Here is a 21,715-nt window from a genome sequence, read left to right as displayed (position 1 = left end):
TCCCGCAAATACCAACAGGAATCAACAACATTAATCCCCGCAATATCATGAAAAAGCAAACCCTCTCCTACCTGCTCATCCTCGCCTTGCTGACCCTGCAAGGTTGCTCGGCGAGCATGATCGATGAGCCGGCCCGGAAGACTACCCTCTTTAATTCCGGCTGGAAGTTCATCCTGGGCGACAATCCCCGTGCCTCTATTGAAGCATTCGACGATACCTCGTGGCAGGTTCTCAACCTGCCGCACGACTGGAGTATCGAGTCCGATTTCTCGGTCGGCAATCCCGCCACCCCCGGAGGCGGTGCATTGCCAGGCGGCATAGGCTGGTATCGCAAAACATTCACCCCACCGGCAAGTCGCCGGGGACAGGTTACATATATTGAGTTTGATGGCATCTATTGGAATAGCTCCGTATGGATAAACGGCCAACTACTGGGCGAACGCCCCAACGGATATATCTCATTCCGGTACGACCTTACCCCGCACCTGAAATACGGACAAAAGAATACCATCGCCGTGCGGGTGGATAACAGCAAACAACCCAACTCGCGCTGGTACAGCGGCTCGGGCATCTACCGCAACGTGAGGCTGGTAACGGTCGACCCGCTGCACATCGCCCATTGGGGCACGTATGTGACTACGGAAAACGTATCGGCCGAGTCGGCAGGGGTAAGTCTGCGGGTAACGCTCGAAAACAACAGTAAGGAAACGCGCAATGCCGAGCTGGTGTCGGTTATCAAGGATGCCGACGGCAAGGTAAAAACCAGGATGAACAGCAAGGTGAGCGTGCTTAGGGAAGAGAAGCTGGAAACCGTGCAGGTGATGAAGCTCGACAAACCGCAGCTATGGTCGGACACCCGTCCTTATATGTACACCATCACCACGCAGGTGGTGGAAGACGGCCGGGTAATCGACGAGTACGACACCCCGCTGGGCGTCCGTTTCTTTGAGTTCGACCGCGAAAAAGGCTTCTCACTCAACGGCGAGCCGATGAAGATAAAGGGCGTTTGCCAGCATCACGACCTCGGATGTCTCGGCACAGCCATCAACGTACGGGCGTTGGAACGTCAGCTCGAAATTCTCAAGGAGATGGGTTGCAACAGCATCCGCACGGCGCACAACCCACCCGCGCCGGAGCTGCTCGACCTGTGCGACCGCATGGGCTTCATCGTGCAGAACGAAGCGTTCGACATGTGGCACAAACGCAAATCGCCCGAAGATTACTCGCACTACTTCGCCGAGTGGCACGAGCGCGACCTGACCGATTTTATCCTGCGCGACCGCAACCACCCGTCCATCCTCATGTGGAGCATCGGCAACGAGGTGCTGGAACAATGGGTACACATGGACGTGGATACAATCGACCTGCAACAGGCGAACATCCTGTTCAACTTCGCCAAGAGCATGAACCGGAACGAGCATTCCGAAGATTTGCATGCCAACGCGCTGCTTACCATCAAGCTGGCCGATATTGTGAGGGAGCTCGACCCTACCCGCCCCATCACCGCGGGCAACCAGGAGCCGCGCCCGTACAACAACCTCTTTAAGTCGGGGGCGCTGGATATTTACGGCTTCAATTACAGCGATGAGCTTTGGCCCGAACTGCCGGAGATGTATCCGGGGAAGAAATTCATCATCACCGAGTCGACTTCGTCGCTGATGTCGCGCGGCTTGTACGAAATGGCTTCGGACCACGTTTACCTCCGCCCCGAACGTTGGGATATGCCTTACGAGAATCCAGGCAATCAGTGCTCGGCTTACGATAACAGTCGCACGCCGTGGGGAACCACGCACGAGCGCACCTGGCAGCTGGTGAAGAAATACGATTTCCTTTCGGGCATGTATGTGTGGACGGGGTTTGATTACCTGGGCGAGCCGACGCCGTACTGGTGGCTGTCGCGCAGTTCATACTTCGGGATTATCGACCTCGCGGGATTCCCCAAAGATGTGTACTATATGTACCAGAGCGAATGGACGGATACGCCGGTATTACACGTCTTCCCACACTGGAACTGGACGCCGGGCGAGACGGTGGACATCTGGGCATACTACAACCAGGCGGACGAGGTGGAACTGTTCCTCAACGATAAATCGCTGGGCACACGCTCGAAAACAGGCGACGAAGTGAAAGTATGGTGGCGCGTTCCTTACGAAGCGGGCACGCTGAAAGCCGTCTCGCGTAAAGCGGGAAAAGAGGTGCTGGTGCGCGAAATCAAAACTACCGGCGCGCCTGTAGAACTTCGGCTGACTGCCGACCGCAAAACGATCTCCGCCGATGGCACGGACCTTTCTTTCATCACGGTAGATGCGCTGGATGCTAACGGTCTGCCCGTGCCTGTAGCGGATAATATGATTGATTTCAGCATTACGGGCACCGGGGTTATCGCCGGGACGGATAATGGCGACCCAACAGATCATCTGTCGCTTAAGAAGCCTGCGCGGAAGTTGTTCAGCGGGAAGGCACTGGTGGTGGTTCAGTCCGACGGCAAGAAAGGAAATGCTGAGCTGACGGCTACGGCCGATGGGCTGAAAGCAGCTACAGTAACAATCAAATGCAAATAAGCAGCGAGGCGACAGCGATGCGCTGCACCCAGGTTTTTAAATTAATAACCCAAATAACATGAAACAAACCCTTATCACCTTTTTATTTATCGCCCTCGGCTCAGTTTGCATGGCCCAGCAAGGTTATAATAACCCGGTCATCCCCGGTTTCTACCCCGATCCCAGCGTAGTTCGCGTGGGCGAAGACTACTACCTCGTAAACAGCACCTTCGAGTACTTCCCCGGGGTGCCCATCTTTCACTCCAAAGACCTCGTTAACTGGAAGCAAATCGGCAACTGCCTCAGCCGCGAGTCGCAACTCAATTTGAAAAGCTGCGCGCCGTCGGGCGGTATCTATGCGCCTACGATTCGTTATCATGAGGGTACATTCTATATGATTACCACTAACGTGTGCGACAAAGGCAACTTCATCGTCCACACGCAGGACCCTGCCGGGGAATGGTCGGAACCCGTTTGGCTGAAACAGGGCGGCATCGACCCCTCGCTTTATTTCGAGGACGGCAAATGCTATATGCTATCTATTCCCAACAAAATCACATTGTGCGAAATCGACCCTAAAACGGGCGAGCAGCTCACCGAGTCGAAACCCATCTGGGGCGGCACCGGCGGACGCTATCCCGAAGCACCGCACATCTACAAGAAAGACGGCTGGTATTACTTGCTTATCGCCGAGGGCGGCACGGAATACGGCCACAAAATAACGATTGCCCGCAGCCGCAACATTTACGGCCCGTACGACTCGAACCCGGCGAACCCGATCATGACACATATCAACGAGAATGCGCAGATGAATCCTATTCAGGCCGTTGGTCACGGCGATTTTGTACAGGCGCACGATGGCAGCTGGTGGATGGTCTTCCTCGGCTTCCGTCCGCAATCCGGTCTGCACCACCTGTTGGGCAGGGAAACATTCCTCGTTCCCGTACGTTGGGATAAGAATGCATGGCCGGTTGTCAATGGCGATGGTACTGCTCAACTGGAAATGGATTGTGAAACGCTTCCGCTGAAACCGCACGCGCCTGCACCTGTCCGCACCGACTTCGACGCGCCGCAAATGGGGCTGGAATGGAATTACCTCTACAACCCCATCATGTCTAACTACTCGCTTTCAGCCCGAAAAGGATATTTAAGATTGAAAACATCGACCGTGCAACTGGATGATCGGGGTGTCACGCCGACCTTTATCGGTCGGCGCCAGCAGCACATCAACTGCACCACCACCACCGCCATCGAACTCGACAAGGCTTCATTGAATGACGAGGGCGGCATCACCGTGTACATGACCAACGAACACCACTATGACCTGTTTGTGCGTCAGGGCGATAAAGACAAGCAAATCATTACGCTGCGCTATCGCCTCGGCAACATGAAACACATCGAGAAGGAGGTGGAGCTGCCGAAAGGGAAGTTTTACCTGCGCGTCGAGGGAAGCAATGATTTCTACAGTTTCTATTATTCTACGGATAACCGGACATTCAACCCGATGGGGAAAATGGACGTGCGCTATATCAGCAGCGAAACGGTAGGCGGGTTTACAGGGATTTACTTCGCGCTGTTTGCGGCTTCGCCGAAGGCTTCGAAAGGGGTGGCGGACTTTGAGTGGTTTGATTACGCGTATTAAAGACACAGAACTCAAAACCTCTGGTTAGTGCCATGCCGTTGGCACGATAGTGCCACCCGCTTGTCATAGCAGTGCCATCGACTTGGCACTACTGTGCCAACGGCTTGGCACAAATCATTAATCACCTATTCTTTCTCATTAACTACTAAATGCCATGAAGAATATATTACTAACAATCTTTTGTGTTTTATCCGCCGGCCTTTTATCGGCGCAGTACATCTATCCGTTCCAGAACACCACATTAAGTGACGACGAACGATTGGACAACCTGTTATCGCTGATGACAATAGATGAAAAGATAAACGCCCTCTCCACCGACTTAGGCGTGCCCCGCTTAGGCATACGCTCAACCGGACATTCCGAAGGGCTGCACGGATTAGCCCTTGGAGGCTCCGGCAACTGGGGAGGATTCAAAATGGTAAACTATCAGCGTGTTCCCGACGTATACCCCACCACCACCTTCCCACAGGCATACGGTTTGGGGGAGACATGGGACACGGAGCTGATTCAAAAAGTCGCGGATATTGAATCCACAGAAATCCGCTATTATGCGCAAAACGACAGATACCAGAAAAGGGGCCTCGTGATGCGGGCTCCCAATGCCGATCTGGCACGCGATCCCCGATGGGGACGCACGGAAGAATCTTTCGGTGAAGACCCTCACCTCGTGGCCGAAATGACGGTTGCCTTTGTAAAAGGACTGCAAGGCAACGACCCACGCTACTGGAAGTCGGCCTCCCTGATGAAGCACTTTCTCGCCAACAGCAACGAAGCCGGACGAGATTCTACCTCTTCCGACTTCGATAATCGTCTTTTTCAGGAATATTACGCCTATCCATTCCGCAAAGGCATTGAAGAAGGGGGTGCACAATCGTTTATGGCGGCCTACAACAGTTGGAACGGCATTCCTATGACCGTACATCTGGTAATGGAAAAGATTCGCAAAGATTGGAACATGAAAGGCATCATCTGCACCGATGGCGGGGCGTTGAGCTTGCTGGTAAATTCTCATAAATATTATCCTAATCTTACAGCAGGGGCAGTAGCCGTGGTCAAAGCCGGTGTAGGGCAATTCCTCGATAACTATAAGCCCTATATATACGAAGCCCTCGAACAAGGATTGTTAACGGAAAAAGATATCGACAAAACCATCCGGAACAATTATTACGTTGCCCTCCGCCTTGGCCTGCTCGATGGTACGCAGGACAAGATACCCTACGCGCACATCGGCGTTACGGATACCGTTTCCCCATGGAATAAGAAGGAAGTACAAGAGTTCGTCCGTCTGGTTACGGCTAAATCCGTTGTGCTGTTGAAAAACGAAAAGAAACTTCTCCCACTCGATAAGAGCAAGATAAAATCCATTGCCGTTATCGGCCCCCGTGCGGACGAAGTACTGTTGGATTGGTATAGCGGCACCCCACCCTACGCAGTAACCATTCTGCAAGGCATTAAAAATGCCGTAAGTAGCGACGTAAAAGTCTATTACGAAGCAGCAGACGAAATGGATAAAGCCGCCATTGCCGCCCAAAAGGCCGATGTAGCCATCGTATGCATAGGCAACCACGTATACGGCACCGACCCGAAGTGGAAATACGCCCCTGTTCCCAGCGATGGAAGGGAAGCCGTAGACCGCCGGGCATTAACCCTCGAACAGGAAGACCTGGCCAAAGTGGTGTACAAAGTCAACCCGAACACCATCCTCGCTTTGGTAAGTAGTTTCCCGTTCGCCATTAACTGGTCGCATGAGAACCTACCGGCCATCTTACACGTCTCTCACAACAGTCAGGAGCTTGGTAACGGGCTTGCCGATGTGATTTTCGGAGACTTCAACCCCGCCGGAAGAACCAACCAAACATGGGTAAAATCAATTGCCGACCTGCCGCCTATGATGGATTATGATATCCGCAACGGACGGACGTATATGTATGCCAAAGAGAAGCCGCTTTACCCCTTCGGATATGGGTTGAGTTATACCAGATTCAATTATTCTGGTATCACCTTATCTTCTTCTACCTTATCTAAAGGAAAAGAAATCAAGGTGTCTTTCAATATCAGTAATACGGGTGGCATGGACGGAGAAGAGGTTGCCCAGCTCTATGTATCTTTCCCGCAATCGAAAATTGTAAGGCCGGTTAAGCAGCTAAAAGGTTTTAAACGTATTATAATAAAGAAAGGAGAAAGCAAAACCATTGAACTGACCCTCAATGCCGATGAACTGGCCTACTGGGACAACGATAATGATGCCTATGTAATTGAACCGGGAACGGTAAACGTTATGGTGGGCGCTTCCTCCGAAGATATCAGGCTAACTAAAAGAATACAAATCAAATAAATCCATACCAACATTATGAAAACACGGATTATCCTATGCCTCGTTCTATGCCTCAGCATGCAGCTGGCAGCACAACAAAAGCGTATATTGGGCGAACCCATAGACATGAGTCTCGATTTTAAAGACTTCCATAACACCTTTTTCTTTGCCGATAAACTGGCCTCGTTTAATGCGGCCGACGGAAAAGGAAAAATCGCATGGAAACGTTCGTCCCTATATACCCGTCAGGCATTTAATGTAAATACCATATTGCCACAGGACTTAAAGATGCTCGATTTCCCCGGCGAAGCTTATGAACAAGACCCCGAACTGGACTTCACTATCGACTTCATCACCCCGCGTACCCTGCGGATCAGGATGCTGACAACGCCTGTGCAGCCGAAACCCTTCGACTCGCCCATGCTGGCAAAAGAACCGGGAAAAGACAGTTCGTGGAAATACTCCAAATCGGGTAAAACCCATATGTACAAAAGCAATTACGGAAGCATAGAGATTGAAGAAAACCCGTTCCGCATCATCCTGCGCGATGAAAAAGGCAAGCAACTGACCGATACCTGGCGCTGGTGCGACAATGACTCTTCACAGGTCAAAGTTATCCCCTTCAACTTCATCAAACGCGGAGTAGACAACAGCCGTGCCGTAAACCCCGTATTTTCTTTAGCTCCGAACGAAAAGATATTCGGTTGCGGCGAATCCGTAACCAAGCTCGATAAACGGGGGCAAAAAGTAAACATCTTCGTTACCGATCCGCAAGGACCCGAAACAGACCAGATGTATAAGCCTGTGCCTTTCTTTATGAGTAACCGTGGTTATGGTATGTTTATGCACACTTCGGCACCCGTTACCTGCGACTTTGGAAATACGTACGTAGGCGCCAATAAACTCTTCATGGGCGACGAAGCCCTCGACCTGTTCGTCTTTATCGGCGAGCCGAAAGAGATACTCAACGAATACACCGACATTGTGGGCAAACCGTCTATGCCGCCGTTATGGTCGTTCGGTACATGGATGAGCCGTATCACCTATTTCGAGCAAAGCGAAGGCTACGATGTGGCTTCGAAACTCCGCAAGTACAAAATCCCTTCCGATGTAATCCACTTCGACACCGGCTGGTTCGAAACAGATTGGCAATGCGATTATAAATTTGCGCCGTCCCGCTTCTCCGACCCGCAGAAGATGATAGACGATTTGAAGAAAGACGGTTTCCACATTTCCCTGTGGCAACTCACCTACTTCACCCCGAAGAACAAATATTTCAATGAAATCATAGAGAAGAACCTGCATGTAAAGAACGCCAAAGGAGAAATGCCCTACGAGGATGCAGTACTCGACTTCTCCAATCCCGAAACCGTAAGCTGGTATCAGGATAAACTGGCGAGATTGCTCAAAATGGGCGTTGGGGCCATTAAAGTCGACTTCGGCGAAGCCGCACCTATGGAGGGCTTTTACGCATCCGGCCGCGGTGGCTGGTATGAGCACAATCTCTACCCGCTTCGCTACAACAAAGCTGTTGACGACATTACAAAGAAAGTAAACAACGAAAATATCATCTGGGCGCGTAGCGCCTGGGCCGGAAGCCAACGTTATCCGCTTCACTGGGGTGGCGACGCTGCCAATACAGATATCGGCATGAACGCTACCTTACGCGGGGGACTCTCGTTCGGATTAAGCGGATTCTCCTTCTGGAGCCACGATATCGGTGGCTTTGTGACAGCTGCTCCCGAAGACTTATACCGCCGTTGGTTGCCTTTCGGTTTCCTCACTTCGCACAGCCGCGCGCATGGCGCCCCTCCGAAAGAACCGTGGTTATACAATGACGATTTTGTAAAAGCATTCCGCCTGTCCGCCGAAATGAAATACAAATTGATGCCTTACGTCTATGCACAGTCCAAGCAATGCACTGAAAAGGGTCTGCCCATGGTTCGCGCGCTCTTTGTAGAATACCCCAACGACCCGGGCGCATGGTTGGTGGAAGACCAGTATCTCTTCGGCTCCGATATGTTGGTAGCCCCCATGATGGAAACCGGAAACAGCCGCAATGTGTATCTGCCGGCCGGAAACTGGATCGATTACCAGAGCGGAAAAACCTATCAGCAAGGATGGAATACCATAGAAGCGGGCAAAATACCCGCCGTGATACTCGTACGCGAAGGCGCGGTTATCCCTCATGCCAAGCTGGCACAATCTACCGATAAAATCAACTGGTCGGATATAGAACTGAAAGTTTACGGAAACAAAGAGAAATCAACCGGACTTATTTGCTTACCTTCGGATAATCAATTAACGGATCTTGTTCTTACTAAATCCGGGAATAATTACCAGGTAGAAAAAGGGCAAATCAACGGTATTAACTATAAGATAAACAAGTAAGACATGAAATTTTACCGACTATTCTTTTTTCTCCTTCTTCTATCCGCCCTAACCTCCTGCGCGCAAGATAAACAAAACGAGTGGCAATACTATTTCGACCAGCCTGCCACCATCTGGGAAGAATCCGTTCCTCTGGGAAACGGACGCATTGGCATGATGGTACTCCTGAACTATCAGGAACGAAGAGTTACCGGATTGAAAACGGAAAGCTATATCTGACATTAAAGAAAAACGATCGAATAAAAATAAATACCAAATAGATTATCAAACAAGTATACTGAAAAATGAAAAAGTTATTCCTTTATGGATTATTCACCCTGTCCGTGTTACAGGCTAACGGGCAGCAAGGTGCTGCACCCAAGTTTGGATTGACCTATCTTGACGACTCACAGCCTATGGAGGAGCGCATTGAAGACGCCCTATCCCGCATGACACTCGAAGAGAAAATCGCTATGATACACGCCCAGTCTAACTTCACCACCCCTGGCGTGCCCCGCCTCGGCATTCCCGAAATCATGATGACCGACGGACCTCACGGCGTGAACAAAGAACTTGAGTGGAACAGTTGGAACAGCGCAGGATGGACAAACGATGCAGCCACCGCTTTCCCTGCCATGACCTGCCTTGCAGCCACCTGGAACCCCGAAATCTCCCTCAGATACGGGCAAGCTATTGGCGAAGAAGCACGCTACCGTAAGAAAGACGTATTGCTGGGGCCCGCACTTAACATCTACCGCACCCCGGCCAACGGCCGTAACTTCGAATATATGGGCGAAGACCCTTACCTCGTGTCGAAGATGGTACCCGCCTACGTAAAAGGCGTTCAGCAGAACGGGGTGGCTGCCTGTATTAAGCATTATGCCCTCAATAATCAGGAAACATGGCGTGGACACATCGATGTGGAGGTATCCGACCGTGCGCTGTATGAAATCTACCTGCCCGGTTTCAAAGCCGGCATACTCGAAGGCAATGCATGGGCCATCATGGGCTCGTACAACAAGTACCGGGGCCAGTGGTGCACGCACAACAAGCGGCTTAATAACGAAATTCTTAAAGGCGAATGGCAGTTCAATGGCGTAGTGATCTCCGACTGGGGAAGCACGCATAACACCGACGAAGCCGCCCTGAACGGACTCGATATCGAAATGGGAACGTGGACCGACGGTCTGACTACCAGTGAGAAATTTGCATTCAATAGGTATTACATGGCAGACCCTTACCTCAGGAAGATACAAGACGGTACACTTCCCCTTTCGACCCTCGACGATAAGGTGCGCCGCATCCTTCGCCTCAACCTACGCACCAACATGGACAGAAACAAACCTTACGGCAGTTTTACCACGCCCGAGCATTACGATGTGGCCCGCGAAGTAGCCGAGGAAGGAATTGTCTTATTGAAGAATGACAAAAACTTCTTCCCCATCCCCGTAGGCCGCTACCATAAAATCGTGGTCATCGGCGAGAATGCCACCCGCAGATTAAGCACCGGCGGCGGCTCGTCCAACGTAAAAGTGAGCAAAGAAATCACCCCGCTCGAAGGATTGATCGAAAAATACGGAGCCGACAAAATATTCTACACCATGGGCTACGGCTCGGGCCCAACATCTTACGGATTTGCGACCGAATCTCCCTACAACGCCGACTCCCTGAAACGCGAAGCCTTAGCGCTGGCTAAAGATGCCGATGTGGTACTCTATATCGGTGGACTGAACAAGAATTTCAACCAGGATTGCGAATCGGGCGACCGCCTTTCGTACGGATTGCCTTTCGGGCAGGACGAACTGATTGAAGACCTGTTGAAAGTAAATAAAAACATGGGTATCATCATTATCAGCGGAAATGGAGTAGCCATGCCATGGCTGAATAAAGTCCCCGCGCTGATGCAGTCGTGGTACCTCGGCTCGGAAACGGGAACGGCTACGGCGAATGTAATTTCGGGCAAGGCGAATCCGTCGGGTCGTCTTCCATTCAGCATCCCCAAACGCTGGGAAGATAACGGGGCGATGTCGTTCGGTACGATGTCTTATCCCGGAGATAGCATCCGTCAGGTGTATATGGAGGATATTTTGGTGGGCTATCGCTGGCACGATACGAGGAAGATTCCGGCGCTGTTTCCGTTCGGTTACGGCTTGTCGTACACCACTTTTGCGTATGGAAAGGCATCTGCCGACCGCGCGGCGTACGGCGAAAACGATGTGATTATGGTGTCGGTTCCCCTGAGCAATAAGGGCACGGTAAGCGGTGCGGAAGTGGTGCAGATATATGCTTCACAACATAAACCCTCTCTGCCGCGTCCGGTGAAAGAGTTGAAAGGTTTCCAAAAAGTATTCCTCGAACCCGGAGAGAGCAGAATCGTAGAGATAGATATCCCTGTGAAAGACCTGGCTTATTTCGACGATGCGGCACACGCGTGGGTGGTGGAGAAAGATAAGTTTACGCTGCATTGCGCGGCTTCGTCGACGGATATTAAGAGTTCGGTAAGCATTCAAATCAAATAAATAACAGCTATGAATAACAGAATATTTTGCTTTCTTTTCGTCCAGGCTCTTTGTCTGGCGTCCGCGTGGGCCGAAATCCGTCTGCCCGCCGTTTTCACCGATCACATGGTGTTGCAGCGCAATTCCGAAGTTACCCTCTGGGGCTGGGGCACGCCAAGCGAGCACATTGCGATCGTGCCCGGGTGGCTGGATGGGGATACGATAAAGACTCAGGTCAGCAATATGGGCAAGTGGTCGGCGCGCGTCCGGACAACAGAAGCGGGCGGCCCGTATATCATCCGCATCAATGGTACTTCGGAAGTTACGTTGTCGGACGTGATGCTGGGCGAGGTGTGGTTGTGCAGCGGTCAGTCGAACATGGAATGGAAGGCAGACTACGGCATCAACAACGGGGATGAGGAGGTGCGGAATGCCGACTTTCCTAACCTGCGCATTTTCCACCTTCCGCAGATAGGGGCTTCTACGCCTCAGGAGAATTGCTTGGCGCAATGGGTGCGCTGCTCGCCAGAGACGATGCGCAAAACCAGCGCGCTCGGTTACTTTTTCGGTCGCAATATCAGTGAAGAGTTGGATGTTCCCGTCGGCATCATTGTCGCCGCCTGGGGAGGTACTCCGGCCGAGGTGTGGACGCCGAAAGAAAGCATAATGTCGGACCCTGTATTGTCGGATTACTTCTACGGTTCCACTCCATGGTGGCCCATAGAGGCGGGTGCGCTGTTCAACAGCATGATCCATCCCGTTATGCCGTATGAGATTGCGGGATGTATCTGGTATCAGGGCGAGGCAAACCATACCCGCGCCGATTCGTATGCCCGTTTGATGCAGCGCATGATCAGTTCCTGGCGCGTAGGATTCAATAAGGAGTTTCCTTTCTATCTGGTTCAGATTGCTCCTTTCACCTATAATTCAACAGACAATGGCCCCGCCCGCCTTCGCGAACAACAGGCGATGCTTCCGAAAATAATGCACAAGGTGAAGATGATTACCGTTTCGGATTTAGTGGATGATATAAAGGATATCCACCCGCGGGACAAAAAAGGGGCTGGGCTGCGGCTCTCCCGTCTGGCGCTGGATGATGTGTACGGCAAATTTGTGGGGGATTATGAAAGTCCGGTGTTCAAAACCGCCCATTTTAAAGATAATCATATTGTCATCTCTTTTGAAGGAATTAAGAAAGGACTGGTGATTCGCGGAGAGCGGATTGAGGGATTGAAAATTGCCGGCGATGATAGAGTATGGAAAGTGGCGTCGGCAACGGTCAAGGGGAATGAGTTGATTGTATCGGCCCGCGATCTCAAATCCCCTGCTTTTATTAGTTATTGCTTCGATGATGATAGCGTGGGGAATCTATTCTCGGTCGAAGGCGTACCTGTAGTGGCGTTTGGTATTAATTTCTAAGTTAGCCACTGATTTTTATATGGATCATAATCACTCTGAAAAGTAGCCAGTTGCTAATCGGTAACTGGCTACTTTTTTTATATATCATAAGCCTTACCAGTCATCCGTTCGAAAAGGCGAAGCCAACATCCCTTCTTTGTTTAGCAGGTTGGTTTCTTCCGGATTATTAGCCCAAGCATAGCGCACAGCTATCGGATTATAGACTTGCGTACTGCTTACCATTACTTTATAGCCTTTGATCACGGCATCTGCCCCAACAAACTTCCGGTCTTTTCCGGCAATGGCAAAAAGCTTCAAAGGATCGCCACGGCTGGTCAATCAGCTTCCTGTTTCGGTAAACGTGAGGGCGATTTTATGTCCATCAACATTAATTTCTTTGTAAACCGGACTCGAGCTCACCAGCTTTTCGCCGTAAAGCAGTTTGCGTGCGCCAGGAATAACCGATGAGTCACGTCTTTTTTATTTAGCGGATGGATATCGTTCCACTCGCCTACATCATAGTTTACGGCCAGGGCGGTGTGCAACTTCTTTGGCGATTTGCAGTTGTGCCTCGCAAACTCCGGCCCATCCGCTTTCTAAAAGCTGCTTGCTTTGGGGCATGAAGTTGAGCAACTGCACCAGCAGAAAAGGCATTTCGGGCATATCCCAACGCTCGCGCCAGTTGGTGATTAGTGCTTGAAGTAGAGGGGCGTATTCGCTGGGGTGATCGTTATTGGCTTCTCCCTGATACCAGATGGTTCCGCTCACTTTATATTCGCGAATAGGGTGCATCACGCCTTTGTAGAGTCCCAAACCGGCGGTTTTGAGGTTCTTCAGTTGTTCGGCATACTGTTCTACTTCGCTCAGGTCTTTTCCTACTTTATATTTCCATGTACCGGTAAGGTCTATTTCCACATTATCGTCTACTATTTTATAGGATTTATCGTCTACAAAACTCGCCGTTTCCGGAGAGAGATGTCAGTTTCACGGTGATATTATACTTTCCCTCTCGCAAGATTCTGGGCGAGATATCCTATTTGCGCGGAGGATACATATAGGAAGTCGTCCGTTTACAAACACGGAATCGCTGTCGACAAGCGTCCCCAGATAGAGTTTGGCGTGCTTCCGGTCCATAGAGGAGGGTAAGTCGAAGGTTTTGCGATGCCAGACGATGCCTTTAGGATTCATTCTATTGGCTTTCTATGTGTCGGTACTTGCATGGCATGCCAGTCGGAATCATCGAGATTCTTGCGGTTCCATTGACAGGAGTCTTTGTCTTTCTCTACAGCCTTCATCCCTTGCAGGGCGGCTCGGTCTAAGAGCAGCGATGGAAACTTTTTGAGGTGTTCTTGGCTGATCCAGCTTTCTATCGCTGAGCCGCCCAGGCTAGACACGAGCATCCCGATTGAGCGAATATGCTGGCCGAAGTACTGACCAATAAATTTTCAGTCACACGAACCTTTTACTCCCTTATTTGGTGGAACACGTCGGTTATGGCCGTACTTCAGATTACAAGAGTATCTCGGTTTTTCCAACCACCAGGCTTTCCTGTCAACCATGTGGGAAGAGTTTCTCCATCTTGACACATATGCCCGTGGGAGGGATCGACTGTTGCCGCAACTACCGATGGTACGCTGTTCAAACATAAACGAACGGCTATATCCGGCGTAGTCACATTGGAGAAGATACTCATTGGTGTGATCATCATTTTGCTCAGGCAAATTGGTATACTTTCGGACGTTTAGCCTGGAATGACAAGCTTTTTTCCTCACAGATTGCCGAAGAATGGCTCGATTTGACTTTTACCACCGATCAACAGTTTATACAGCCGGTGAAGCAAATGATGCTGGATTATCGCGAAGCGGTTGTAAATTATATGATGCCGTTGGGCTTACACCATATTTTCGCCGAAGGCCATCACTATGGTCTGCAGCAGTAGTATGACCAGGTGTCTCGTCTCAATTGGACATGTACATATTACCACAAGGCCAGCAAATCAGGGATTGGCTTCGATCGGACAACTTCGGGCAGCAATGCCAACGGCCAATATTACACTCCACTCAAAGAGATTTATAATAACTCTGTCACCTGTCGCGATATATACCTGTTGTGGTTCCATCATTTACCGTGGAGTTATCGGATGAAGAATGGAAAAAACCTATGGAATAAACTTTGTCACCGTTATGACCGGGGAGTACAGCAGGTAAGGAATTTCAGCAAATCCGGGGTGAGATGGAAAAGCATATCGACCGGCAACGTTTCATGGATGTTTAATATAAACTCAAAATACAGTCACACGATGCGGTTGGTATAAGGATGCTTGCTTTATTTCCAAACTTTCTCGGAGATGTTGATTCCTTATGAGCTGGAACGATCTGTATATTATTTGGAGGAGCTAAAGGGAGATAGACTTGATTTGATACATCAGAATTAGGAGGAAATGACTCTGTATAACGTAGGAGTGAAAATTGGGTTAATCCCAGATTCTAAAATCAGAGATAAACAGCATCATAAATCTTGCACAATTACAAGAAATTGTCTATCTTTACATGACAAATATTTAACTAAATGTCGTACATTCTCATCATTATAGTTGCCTATTTCTTTTTAAGAATAGTCGGAAAGATACTCCGTCATTTCATGTCACTATCCAATGTTGGCTTTTGGCTACTGATGTTGGGATTGCTCTTCATTCCTCATGGTGCATGGATTAGCTTGGCAATCATTCTCGGGCGTTATGTTATTGCGCCTATCATGAGATATTTACCCAAAGAGAAAGAGAAGGATTATTCCCGAAAGAAAGGGAGTAAAAGCGATGGCACCAACTGGAATACCATCATTATGCTGGCCATTCCTATCTTTTGGCCATTTTTGATATTGAAATTATTCGTCAAGGATAAGACTCTGCCTAATGACAATAGTCCGTTTGACTATGAGCAGCATGAGAAGAGTAATGGGCGATAGCCTTATCGTTAGAAACCGTTTTGAATTTTATAGAATAATCTATTATTGTTTATATCTGGTTAAATCAGCCTTCTTTTTCGCTTATCTATCTCTTTATCCGCAGTCACATAGCCCGCTATGCTCCTTTAAATAAAGAAATAGCTAAACAAAAAATAAGACTAATTTATCACAGAATAAAATTCAAAACAGTTTCTTTGGTCTCTTTAATAAAATCCAGCAAGATATTCGGATTTAAATATTTCCCCTTATACTTAACCGACAAATGTAGATGTTCCCCTGTTGACCTACCTGTATTGCCTGTGATAGCCACCACTTCACCGGGCTTCACTACTGCATTTTTTTGCACCAACACCTCTGAAAGATGGCAGTAGCTGACGGTATAGTGTCCATGACGTATAGTGGCGTAGATACCGGAACGTTTGTCATGTCCCACCTTAATAACTTCTCCATCCATTATAGCATAGACTTTATTACTCCTTGCATGGAAATCGATGCCATTATGTAATTTTTGTTTGCCGGTGAACGGGTCACGCCGCCATCCATAAGGGGAATTGACAACCATATTATCCAATGGATAAGCTACACTTAGATACTGCTGAATCCACTCATCCAGACATTCTACTTTTGATTTCCCTACCTTAGTAGAGGAATCATTTTTATTGACTGTCCCAGCTTCGGGTAGATCTTGCTGTTTCTGTACCTTGTACGAAACCGGTTGTTTGTTTACCGTGTAGAACTGCGCCTGAAGAAAGAAACAATTCTGCAAGAGTATGAATATGAGTAGTAGTGATTTCATTGGGTAAAATTATATCTCCCCTTTATAATCTACGAGACAATGATCATTTAAACAATCATTCTTTAACTTCCTACAGATAATCATACTGTGTTTTTATACTCAAGACAAATATTCACTATTGTATCCTCATTTACTCCTTTGAGTATGAATGCAGGTATGATTTTAATCCATAATACTAAATAAGTCGAAAAACAGAGAGATAAAAGACAATGCGATATTTCTCCCCAACCCACTCCTCTATTTTTGCCCGAAAAATTACTTTTTAAACATATAGCAACTATGAACAGAAACAGATTTTCGGATGCGGAGATACCTTATAAAACTCTCCAAAAATTCAGTCTTACTCAGGAAATGATTGGTGACCTGCCTACTCATGCATTGTCACAGATTGAGGAGGGCTATCGTTCTCCGGTATTGCCTATCGAGTTTACTGATGAACAGGGGAATGTCTATAAGAGCCGTACCCGATTTTCCCTTTATCGAACGGAAGATAACCGGGTTGACGTATTATTCTATCCGCAGCTTGGACAAGTACGTCTTGATAAGTTCAGCGAAAAGAATAAAAACAAGTTGCAGTGCGACAAAGCGGTTATTGATAAAATGACAACCGCTGATGGTAAGGAAGTGCAAGCCTTTCTACAGATAGACAAGGGAACACAGCAGATACTCTATGTGCCTACTCCGGTAATAGGCAGAAATCTTCAGGTCATAGCTGATGAATTCCACTTGGGAAGTGCTGAAATCAACTGCCTGCGCAATGGCGATCCGTTGACTGTCCTGGCTGGTGATGATGTTATCACCATGGGCGTTGACCTGAATGAACCCACAGGCATCCGTATCTGTACAGGTGATGAACGTAAATGGAGCGCGGAAGTGAAGAAAGACTGGGAGAAGTATAACTACGGATGCTTCGGGTGCTGGATGGTGGATGAGGAAGGCAACCTGGACTACACCCCGGAAGAAGAGTACACCGATGAGATGTGGGAAGAGATGAAACGAAAAGGCGAAAGCCGCAAATCACCAGTTGCTAATCTCAAACTATAAGAACGATGGTGAAAGAGGAATTCTACACGGAAGAAGAGTTGGTGGAGAAAGTTCAAACTGGAGAATTTGGCTGGCTTGATTATGTCAACCATCGCTCACGGGAATGGAAACAGGAATATACAGTGTATTGCAAATCCAGAGGATTATCCATTAATGAAGAGACGGCAGAGGCCTATATCGAGTTGAAACAACAGCAACTGGAAGAAGCTCTGGAAAACGGTGATGGATAGAGCCTGTTTAAATTTTCCACAGAAAATTGTTATAGGATGCTTTTGCTGTTTCTTCATGCTTCTTTTTGTCTGTTTCTTCCTTTTTAAATGCTCAAATAGCTCGCTATTCTCACCTTGAAAAAGAAACAACCAACCTAAAAATAAGACTAAATAAACAAGCAAGCAAAATTTAAACAAACTCTTAACCAAACAATTAAGATATGACAATCAGAAAGAATACCAACCCTATTCCGCTAGATTTGCCTGTGGAATTGCAGGACATTCTCATCCGGAATGGAATGCGTGCGCATATCACGGGGAGCAGCAATGGGTTCAGCCTGATCGTGCAAGGTCACGATTCACCGGTGCTGAGATATCCGATCAACGAGAAACAACTTATGGCACTGACTGACCGCGGAACAAACTATACCAATAAGCGAAGCTATAACACCTTTGCCAGTATTGTGGCGGCAGACTTCGACATGCCCAAGGACTTTGTCCATGCACGGAATGCCAATGGACGTATAGCGATGGGATTGCATGGCTACCGCATAGGTGCGGGAGAATACGGACGAACGGGCGTGCCCCGACATTTCCATACCTGGGGGAACCGGTTTCTTGGCTGGACTCCCCGACAACAGGAAGGATTTCACTTGCGACGTATAGGTGGAAACCTTTACTATCCCGGTGCTCCCATGGTAGCTGAACGTCCTGACCGGCGTATGAAACCCGGAGAACTGCAAAGCGGCGGCTACGGATTTTATTATAAAGGCCAAAACACGGCTCCGGTGGCACCACAAGATGTGCTGAAGGATTTGCAGGCTATAATTACTCCCGTTCAGGCATTACCCCGAAATACAGAACCTGCAAAGCCTTACAAGGAAATGATCACTTCTCCAGTATATTTCACGAATGAAAAATGGCAGGAATGTCTGGGCACTCACGGTATTATTGTTGATGCACAGGAAAAGAAACTGACTATACAGTCCACTGCTACGCAAGCTGATTTTCAATATGATTTGACTGATGAGGAAGTGAAGGTACTCACAAGTAATTCTATTAAAGAAGCATCCGTAGAAGAACGATTGGGTATGCTCAATGAAATCATCAAGGAAGACTTCAACGGAGCTATTACATTGGAACTGCTCAATAGTGACCAGTCCATTAATATACCCTTACAACCCGCTGTTCAGGAAGACTTGGAAAAAGAATTGCAGACCATAGAAGTCCAAAACAACGGGTTGGGGGCGGATGACGGTATGGAAATACGGGCAGAACAGTCATTACCCAAAGGAACGGTCGTCATGAACGGCAATGACCTCGCCTATATGGACAACAACAAAGGCTGGTTCAGGGAAGGGAGGCATGGCAGAGAGGTGACGGTGGATGCTATACAGGTGGAGCCGGTAGCCGAAGGCAAATACAAAATGACTGCTGTCATTGATGGAGAAACTGTAAGCCATGAGATTAGCCAAAAGCAATATGACAAGTTTATGGCCATAGATGATTTCCACCGCATGAAACTTTTTTCGAAAATATTCGGGGAGGTGGACATGAAAAGCCGGGGTGACGGCGTGTCATTAGGAGTTAAGATTGGCGCTGCTTTCCTGGCAGGTGCCACGGTACTCGGAGAACTCGGAAGAGGACTCCATGACCGTCCCTGCCCGGAAGTATTCGTGGAGCATCACGGGCACGGACCGAAAGCTAGAGCTTATTTCAAGCCTGGAGTAGATACTCCCATGGATGTGGCTGCAAGAAATTACGAGGCGGCAATCAATACGGAAATGATGCAGCGGGAAATCCGTCAAGGAATGTAGGGTCGCTTCAGCCAATTTAAAATAAGAGCTTATGGCAGAGTTGAATTACGAAGATTTCAAACGGCGCGTCAATATTCAGGATTTGTTGGTAGATGCCGGTTACCGTCTTAACCGACGTGATGGACTACGTTACCCGTCATACGTGAAGGTGGGTAGTGACGGAAGGCGTGTGCGTGGTGACAAATTTATTGTAACAGGTAACGGGTTATGCTGTTTCCGGCCACCGGAACAGAAGAACTACAATGTCATCTCGTTCATCAAAGAACATCCGCATTTCTTTTCGGAATATACTCTGGGCATGAATACGGATCGATTGGTAAATCTCGTATGTAACCGGTTGTTGAACGAGCCAATTAACAGGCAGTATTCAGCCGTGGAAAAAAAGGAACGTTCGGAAAAGATATTTGATCTGCAAGCGTATAAACTGTTAGATTTCAGCACGGATGATTGGGACAGCCAGAAAGCTTTTTACCCCTATTTCAAATCAAGAGGTATTTCTCTTGATACCCAGCGTGCGTTTAGCAATCATTTTTTCATTGCCATGAAAGAAATGTCCCATGGAAAAAGGTATACCAATCTCTCTTTTCCCTTGCAGAAGCCTATTGACCCAGCAACCATCGTGGGACTGGAAGAACGGGGGCGCTCCTCTGGCGACGGAAAGGCTATCTATAAAGGAATGGCTGCCGGAAGCAATGCAAAGGAGGGGATGTGGATAGCCTGTCCATCAGGAAAAGCCTTAGATAAAGCCAAAGACGTGTATTGGTTTGAGAGTGCATACGATGCAATGGCTTTTTATCAAATTAAAAAGTGCGAACTGAATTACGATAGGAACCGGAACCCGGAAGGAAAACTATCACAACTTGACAATTCTGTATTTGTCAGTACCGGTGGTAATCCGAGTATTCACCAATTCAAGGGAATGATAGCCAAAACATCTGGGGCCAATCACCATCTGTGCTTTGACAGAGACCGTGCCGGACAACTATTTGCCATCAATTTCGCACTGACCAAAGCAGGAAAGACATTCAATACACATCTTACGCCTAAAGGTAAATTGATTGTGGTAGACACCACTGATAATTATCAGCGGCATGAACTAAATCCGGAACTGTTTGAGTTTGATCGATTGTTGAAAATACTGGGTGTAGATACCGGGGCACAGCGAAACGAAATGGCGGAATACATGGAGAGCTTACGGAATGAAGAGGATATTTTCTCCGGAGAAGAATACCTACTGCCACCTGATTTATTGAAAGCATACGGAAAGTACGAGAGTGCCTGTGAAGAATATCATTCGGCCAAATACAGTGGGTTGGTCTGTCAGGAAGATTTGGAAGATATTGGTGATGAGCTCAAGACTTCGTATGAAGCGTACAAAGCAGCCATGAAGAATGCAGTTTCTCAATATGAATCAGTCGGACGAATCATCTATCAGCCGTGTGATAAAGAATACAAAGACTGGAACGACCAATTACTGTGCAAAAGGATAATAGAAGAAGATAATAACGAGGACGAAGAAAGAACCTACCATTTTCATCGATAACCATGAGAGAAGGAACCGTAATAAGATTCAGAACGATATTTCTGCAACCTCACTGGTTGCAATTCATTATCAATGAGCTGCCGGGTATTTTGCTTATGATCGGTTGCCTGATTATAGGCGGTATTGATGCCATGCCGTTTGTCAATCTGTTTCTAGTTGCAGCGGGACTTCTTTCTTTGCGTCTGCTGTATAATTTTGTTTATCTGCGACGGATGGAATACCGCATCAATGGAGAGCAGCTTATTATGGAATATGGAGTTTTCACTAGAAAGAGTGACTATCTGGAACTCTACCGGATTGTGGACTTCAATGAACACCGTACCCTTCCACAACAAATTTGCGGATTGAAAACGGTCACGATCTATTCGGGAGATAGAAGCAATCCCAAACTGGTCATCATAGGAGTGAAAAATGATCTTGATTTAGTGTCGCTCATTCGTGAACGGGTTGAACAAATTATGTGCAACTCTCCATAATATATTTTATGATGAGCTTTCTCTTATGTAAAGTGAGCAAGGTCAGATAGCTGACTATTAACAAAATAACCCTGTTACTTAACCTTACCACTTTACATAACAAT

At 48.2% G+C, this 21,715-nt stretch carries 17 protein-coding genes and 1 pseudogene; 15 read left to right on the top strand and 3 right to left on the bottom strand.

The genetic code is table 11. From position 1 onward, the window contains the following. Positions 1-47: 47 nt before the first annotated feature. From D0T87_RS21735 to D0T87_RS21705, 7 genes are all read left to right on the top strand, one after another. Positions 48-2,561 (top strand): sugar-binding domain-containing protein, encoded by a 2,514-nt coding sequence (locus D0T87_RS21735; RefSeq protein WP_163178059.1) that lies wholly within the window; start codon positions 48-50, stop codon positions 2,559-2,561. Positions 2,562-2,619: 58 nt separating this feature from the next. Beyond that, positions 2,620-4,182, top strand: a complete 1,563-nt coding sequence (locus D0T87_RS21730) for a glycoside hydrolase family 43 protein (RefSeq protein ID WP_163178057.1) — start codon at positions 2,620-2,622, stop codon at positions 4,180-4,182. Between the two features lie 154 nt (positions 4,183-4,336). Continuing rightward, positions 4,337-6,517, top strand: coding sequence for a glycoside hydrolase family 3 C-terminal domain-containing protein (locus tag D0T87_RS21725; RefSeq protein ID WP_163178055.1), 2,181 nt, complete (start codon positions 4,337-4,339; stop codon positions 6,515-6,517). Between the two features lie 57 nt (positions 6,518-6,574). Next, the gene (locus tag D0T87_RS21720; protein WP_239063835.1) at positions 6,575-8,887 is read left to right on the top strand and encodes an alpha-xylosidase; all 2,313 of its coding nucleotides are present in this window, start codon (positions 6,575-6,577) and stop codon (positions 8,885-8,887) included. 3 nt (positions 8,888-8,890) lie between these two features. Next, positions 8,891-9,106, top strand: coding sequence for a glycoside hydrolase N-terminal domain-containing protein (locus tag D0T87_RS21715; protein ID WP_239063831.1), 216 nt, complete (start codon positions 8,891-8,893; stop codon positions 9,104-9,106). Positions 9,107-9,171: 65 nt separating this feature from the next. Beyond that, positions 9,172-11,385 (top strand): glycoside hydrolase family 3 protein, encoded by a 2,214-nt coding sequence (locus D0T87_RS21710; protein WP_163178051.1) that lies wholly within the window; start codon positions 9,172-9,174, stop codon positions 11,383-11,385. A 9-nt stretch (positions 11,386-11,394) separates the two neighbouring features. Further along, positions 11,395-12,783, top strand: a complete 1,389-nt coding sequence (locus tag D0T87_RS21705; RefSeq protein ID WP_163178049.1) for a sialate O-acetylesterase — start codon at positions 11,395-11,397, stop codon at positions 12,781-12,783. 93 nt (positions 12,784-12,876) lie between these two features. On the opposite strand, the gene D0T87_RS24755 is transcribed toward D0T87_RS21705, so the two are convergent. Continuing rightward, positions 12,877-13,101 carry a hypothetical protein gene (locus D0T87_RS24755; RefSeq protein WP_239063827.1) on the bottom strand — a complete coding sequence of 75 codons (225 nt, stop codon included), beginning with the start codon at positions 13,099-13,101 and terminating at the stop codon, positions 12,877-12,879. A 177-nt stretch (positions 13,102-13,278) separates the two neighbouring features. After that, positions 13,279-13,677: a sialate O-acetylesterase gene (locus tag D0T87_RS24750; RefSeq protein ID WP_370526957.1), complete on the bottom strand. Its 399-nt coding sequence runs from the start codon at positions 13,675-13,677 to the stop codon at positions 13,279-13,281. A 522-nt stretch (positions 13,678-14,199) separates the two neighbouring features. Between D0T87_RS24750 and D0T87_RS25200 the strand changes: the two genes are divergently transcribed. The 3 genes and pseudogenes from D0T87_RS25200 to D0T87_RS21680 all read left to right on the top strand — a co-directional run bounded on the left by D0T87_RS25200 (position 14,200) and on the right by D0T87_RS21680 (position 15,726). Further along, positions 14,200-14,433, top strand: coding sequence for a hypothetical protein (locus D0T87_RS25200; protein ID WP_163178067.1), 234 nt, complete (start codon positions 14,200-14,202; stop codon positions 14,431-14,433). Continuing rightward, positions 14,423-15,076 (top strand): annotated as a pseudogene (locus D0T87_RS21685) (hypothetical protein). The gene D0T87_RS25200 and the pseudogene D0T87_RS21685 overlap by 11 nt, the downstream one beginning before the upstream one ends. 254 nt (positions 15,077-15,330) lie before the next feature. Further along, on the top strand, positions 15,331-15,726 hold the full coding sequence (locus tag D0T87_RS21680; protein WP_163178045.1) for a hypothetical protein: 396 nt from the start codon (positions 15,331-15,333) through the stop codon (positions 15,724-15,726). A gap of 166 nt (positions 15,727-15,892) precedes the next feature. Here the strand turns inward: D0T87_RS21680 and D0T87_RS21675 are convergent, their stop codons facing one another. Further along, positions 15,893-16,522: a M23 family metallopeptidase gene (locus tag D0T87_RS21675; protein ID WP_163178043.1), complete on the bottom strand. Its 630-nt coding sequence runs from the start codon at positions 16,520-16,522 to the stop codon at positions 15,893-15,895. 279 nt (positions 16,523-16,801) lie between these two features. Between D0T87_RS21675 and D0T87_RS21670 the strand changes: the two genes are divergently transcribed. From D0T87_RS21670 to D0T87_RS21650, 5 genes are all read left to right on the top strand, one after another. Next, positions 16,802-17,566 carry a DUF4099 domain-containing protein gene (locus D0T87_RS21670; protein ID WP_163178041.1) on the top strand — a complete coding sequence of 255 codons (765 nt, stop codon included), beginning with the start codon at positions 16,802-16,804 and terminating at the stop codon, positions 17,564-17,566. A gap of 5 nt (positions 17,567-17,571) precedes the next feature. Next, complete coding sequence (locus D0T87_RS21665; RefSeq protein ID WP_163178039.1) at positions 17,572-17,796, top strand: hypothetical protein; 225 nt, start codon at positions 17,572-17,574, stop codon at positions 17,794-17,796. Positions 17,797-17,996: 200 nt separating this feature from the next. Further along, entirely contained in the window at positions 17,997-19,592 is a 1,596-nt protein-coding gene (locus tag D0T87_RS21660; RefSeq protein WP_163178037.1) for a hypothetical protein, read from the top strand. A gap of 31 nt (positions 19,593-19,623) precedes the next feature. After that, a complete protein-coding gene (locus D0T87_RS21655) occupies positions 19,624-21,135 on the top strand; it encodes a toprim domain-containing protein (RefSeq protein ID WP_163178035.1) in 1,512 nt (503 codons plus the stop codon). A gap of 2 nt (positions 21,136-21,137) precedes the next feature. Further along, the gene (locus D0T87_RS21650; RefSeq protein ID WP_163178033.1) at positions 21,138-21,611 is read left to right on the top strand and encodes a PH domain-containing protein; all 474 of its coding nucleotides are present in this window, start codon (positions 21,138-21,140) and stop codon (positions 21,609-21,611) included. Positions 21,612-21,715: the final 104 nt, after the last annotated feature.

This window comes from Bacteroides sp. 51, assembly GCF_010500965.1.
GTDB lineage: Bacteria > Bacteroidota > Bacteroidia > Bacteroidales > Bacteroidaceae > Bacteroides.
The sequence above is the reverse complement of the archived record's forward strand: the minus strand, read 5'-3'. Positions and strand labels throughout refer to the sequence as shown.

Bases quoted from the DNA above. Each gene is read 5' to 3' on its own strand.
- D0T87_RS21715 (WP_239063831.1), top strand. From the start codon at position 8,891: ATGAAATTTTACCGACTATTCTTTTTTCTCCTTCTTCTATCCGCCCTA.
- D0T87_RS21735 (WP_163178059.1), top strand. From the start codon at position 48: ATGAAAAAGCAAACCCTCTCCTACCTGCTCATCCTCGCCTTGCTGACC.
- D0T87_RS21650 (WP_163178033.1), top strand. From the start codon at position 21,138: ATGAGAGAAGGAACCGTAATAAGATTCAGAACGATATTTCTGCAACCT.
- D0T87_RS21705 (WP_163178049.1), top strand. From the start codon at position 11,395: ATGAATAACAGAATATTTTGCTTTCTTTTCGTCCAGGCTCTTTGTCTG.
- D0T87_RS21725 (WP_163178055.1), top strand. From the start codon at position 4,337: ATGAAGAATATATTACTAACAATCTTTTGTGTTTTATCCGCCGGCCTT.
- D0T87_RS21710 (WP_163178051.1), top strand. From the start codon at position 9,172: ATGAAAAAGTTATTCCTTTATGGATTATTCACCCTGTCCGTGTTACAG.
- D0T87_RS21720 (WP_239063835.1), top strand. From the start codon at position 6,575: ATGCAGCTGGCAGCACAACAAAAGCGTATATTGGGCGAACCCATAGAC.
- D0T87_RS21655 (WP_163178035.1), top strand. From the start codon at position 19,624: ATGGCAGAGTTGAATTACGAAGATTTCAAACGGCGCGTCAATATTCAG.
- D0T87_RS21730 (WP_163178057.1), top strand. From the start codon at position 2,620: ATGAAACAAACCCTTATCACCTTTTTATTTATCGCCCTCGGCTCAGTT.
- D0T87_RS21660 (WP_163178037.1), top strand. From the start codon at position 17,997: ATGACAATCAGAAAGAATACCAACCCTATTCCGCTAGATTTGCCTGTG.
- D0T87_RS21670 (WP_163178041.1), top strand. From the start codon at position 16,802: ATGAACAGAAACAGATTTTCGGATGCGGAGATACCTTATAAAACTCTC.
- D0T87_RS21680 (WP_163178045.1), top strand. From the start codon at position 15,331: ATGTCGTACATTCTCATCATTATAGTTGCCTATTTCTTTTTAAGAATA.
- D0T87_RS21665 (WP_163178039.1), top strand. From the start codon at position 17,572: ATGGTGAAAGAGGAATTCTACACGGAAGAAGAGTTGGTGGAGAAAGTT.
- D0T87_RS21675 (WP_163178043.1), bottom strand. From the start codon at position 16,522: ATGAAATCACTACTACTCATATTCATACTCTTGCAGAATTGTTTCTTT.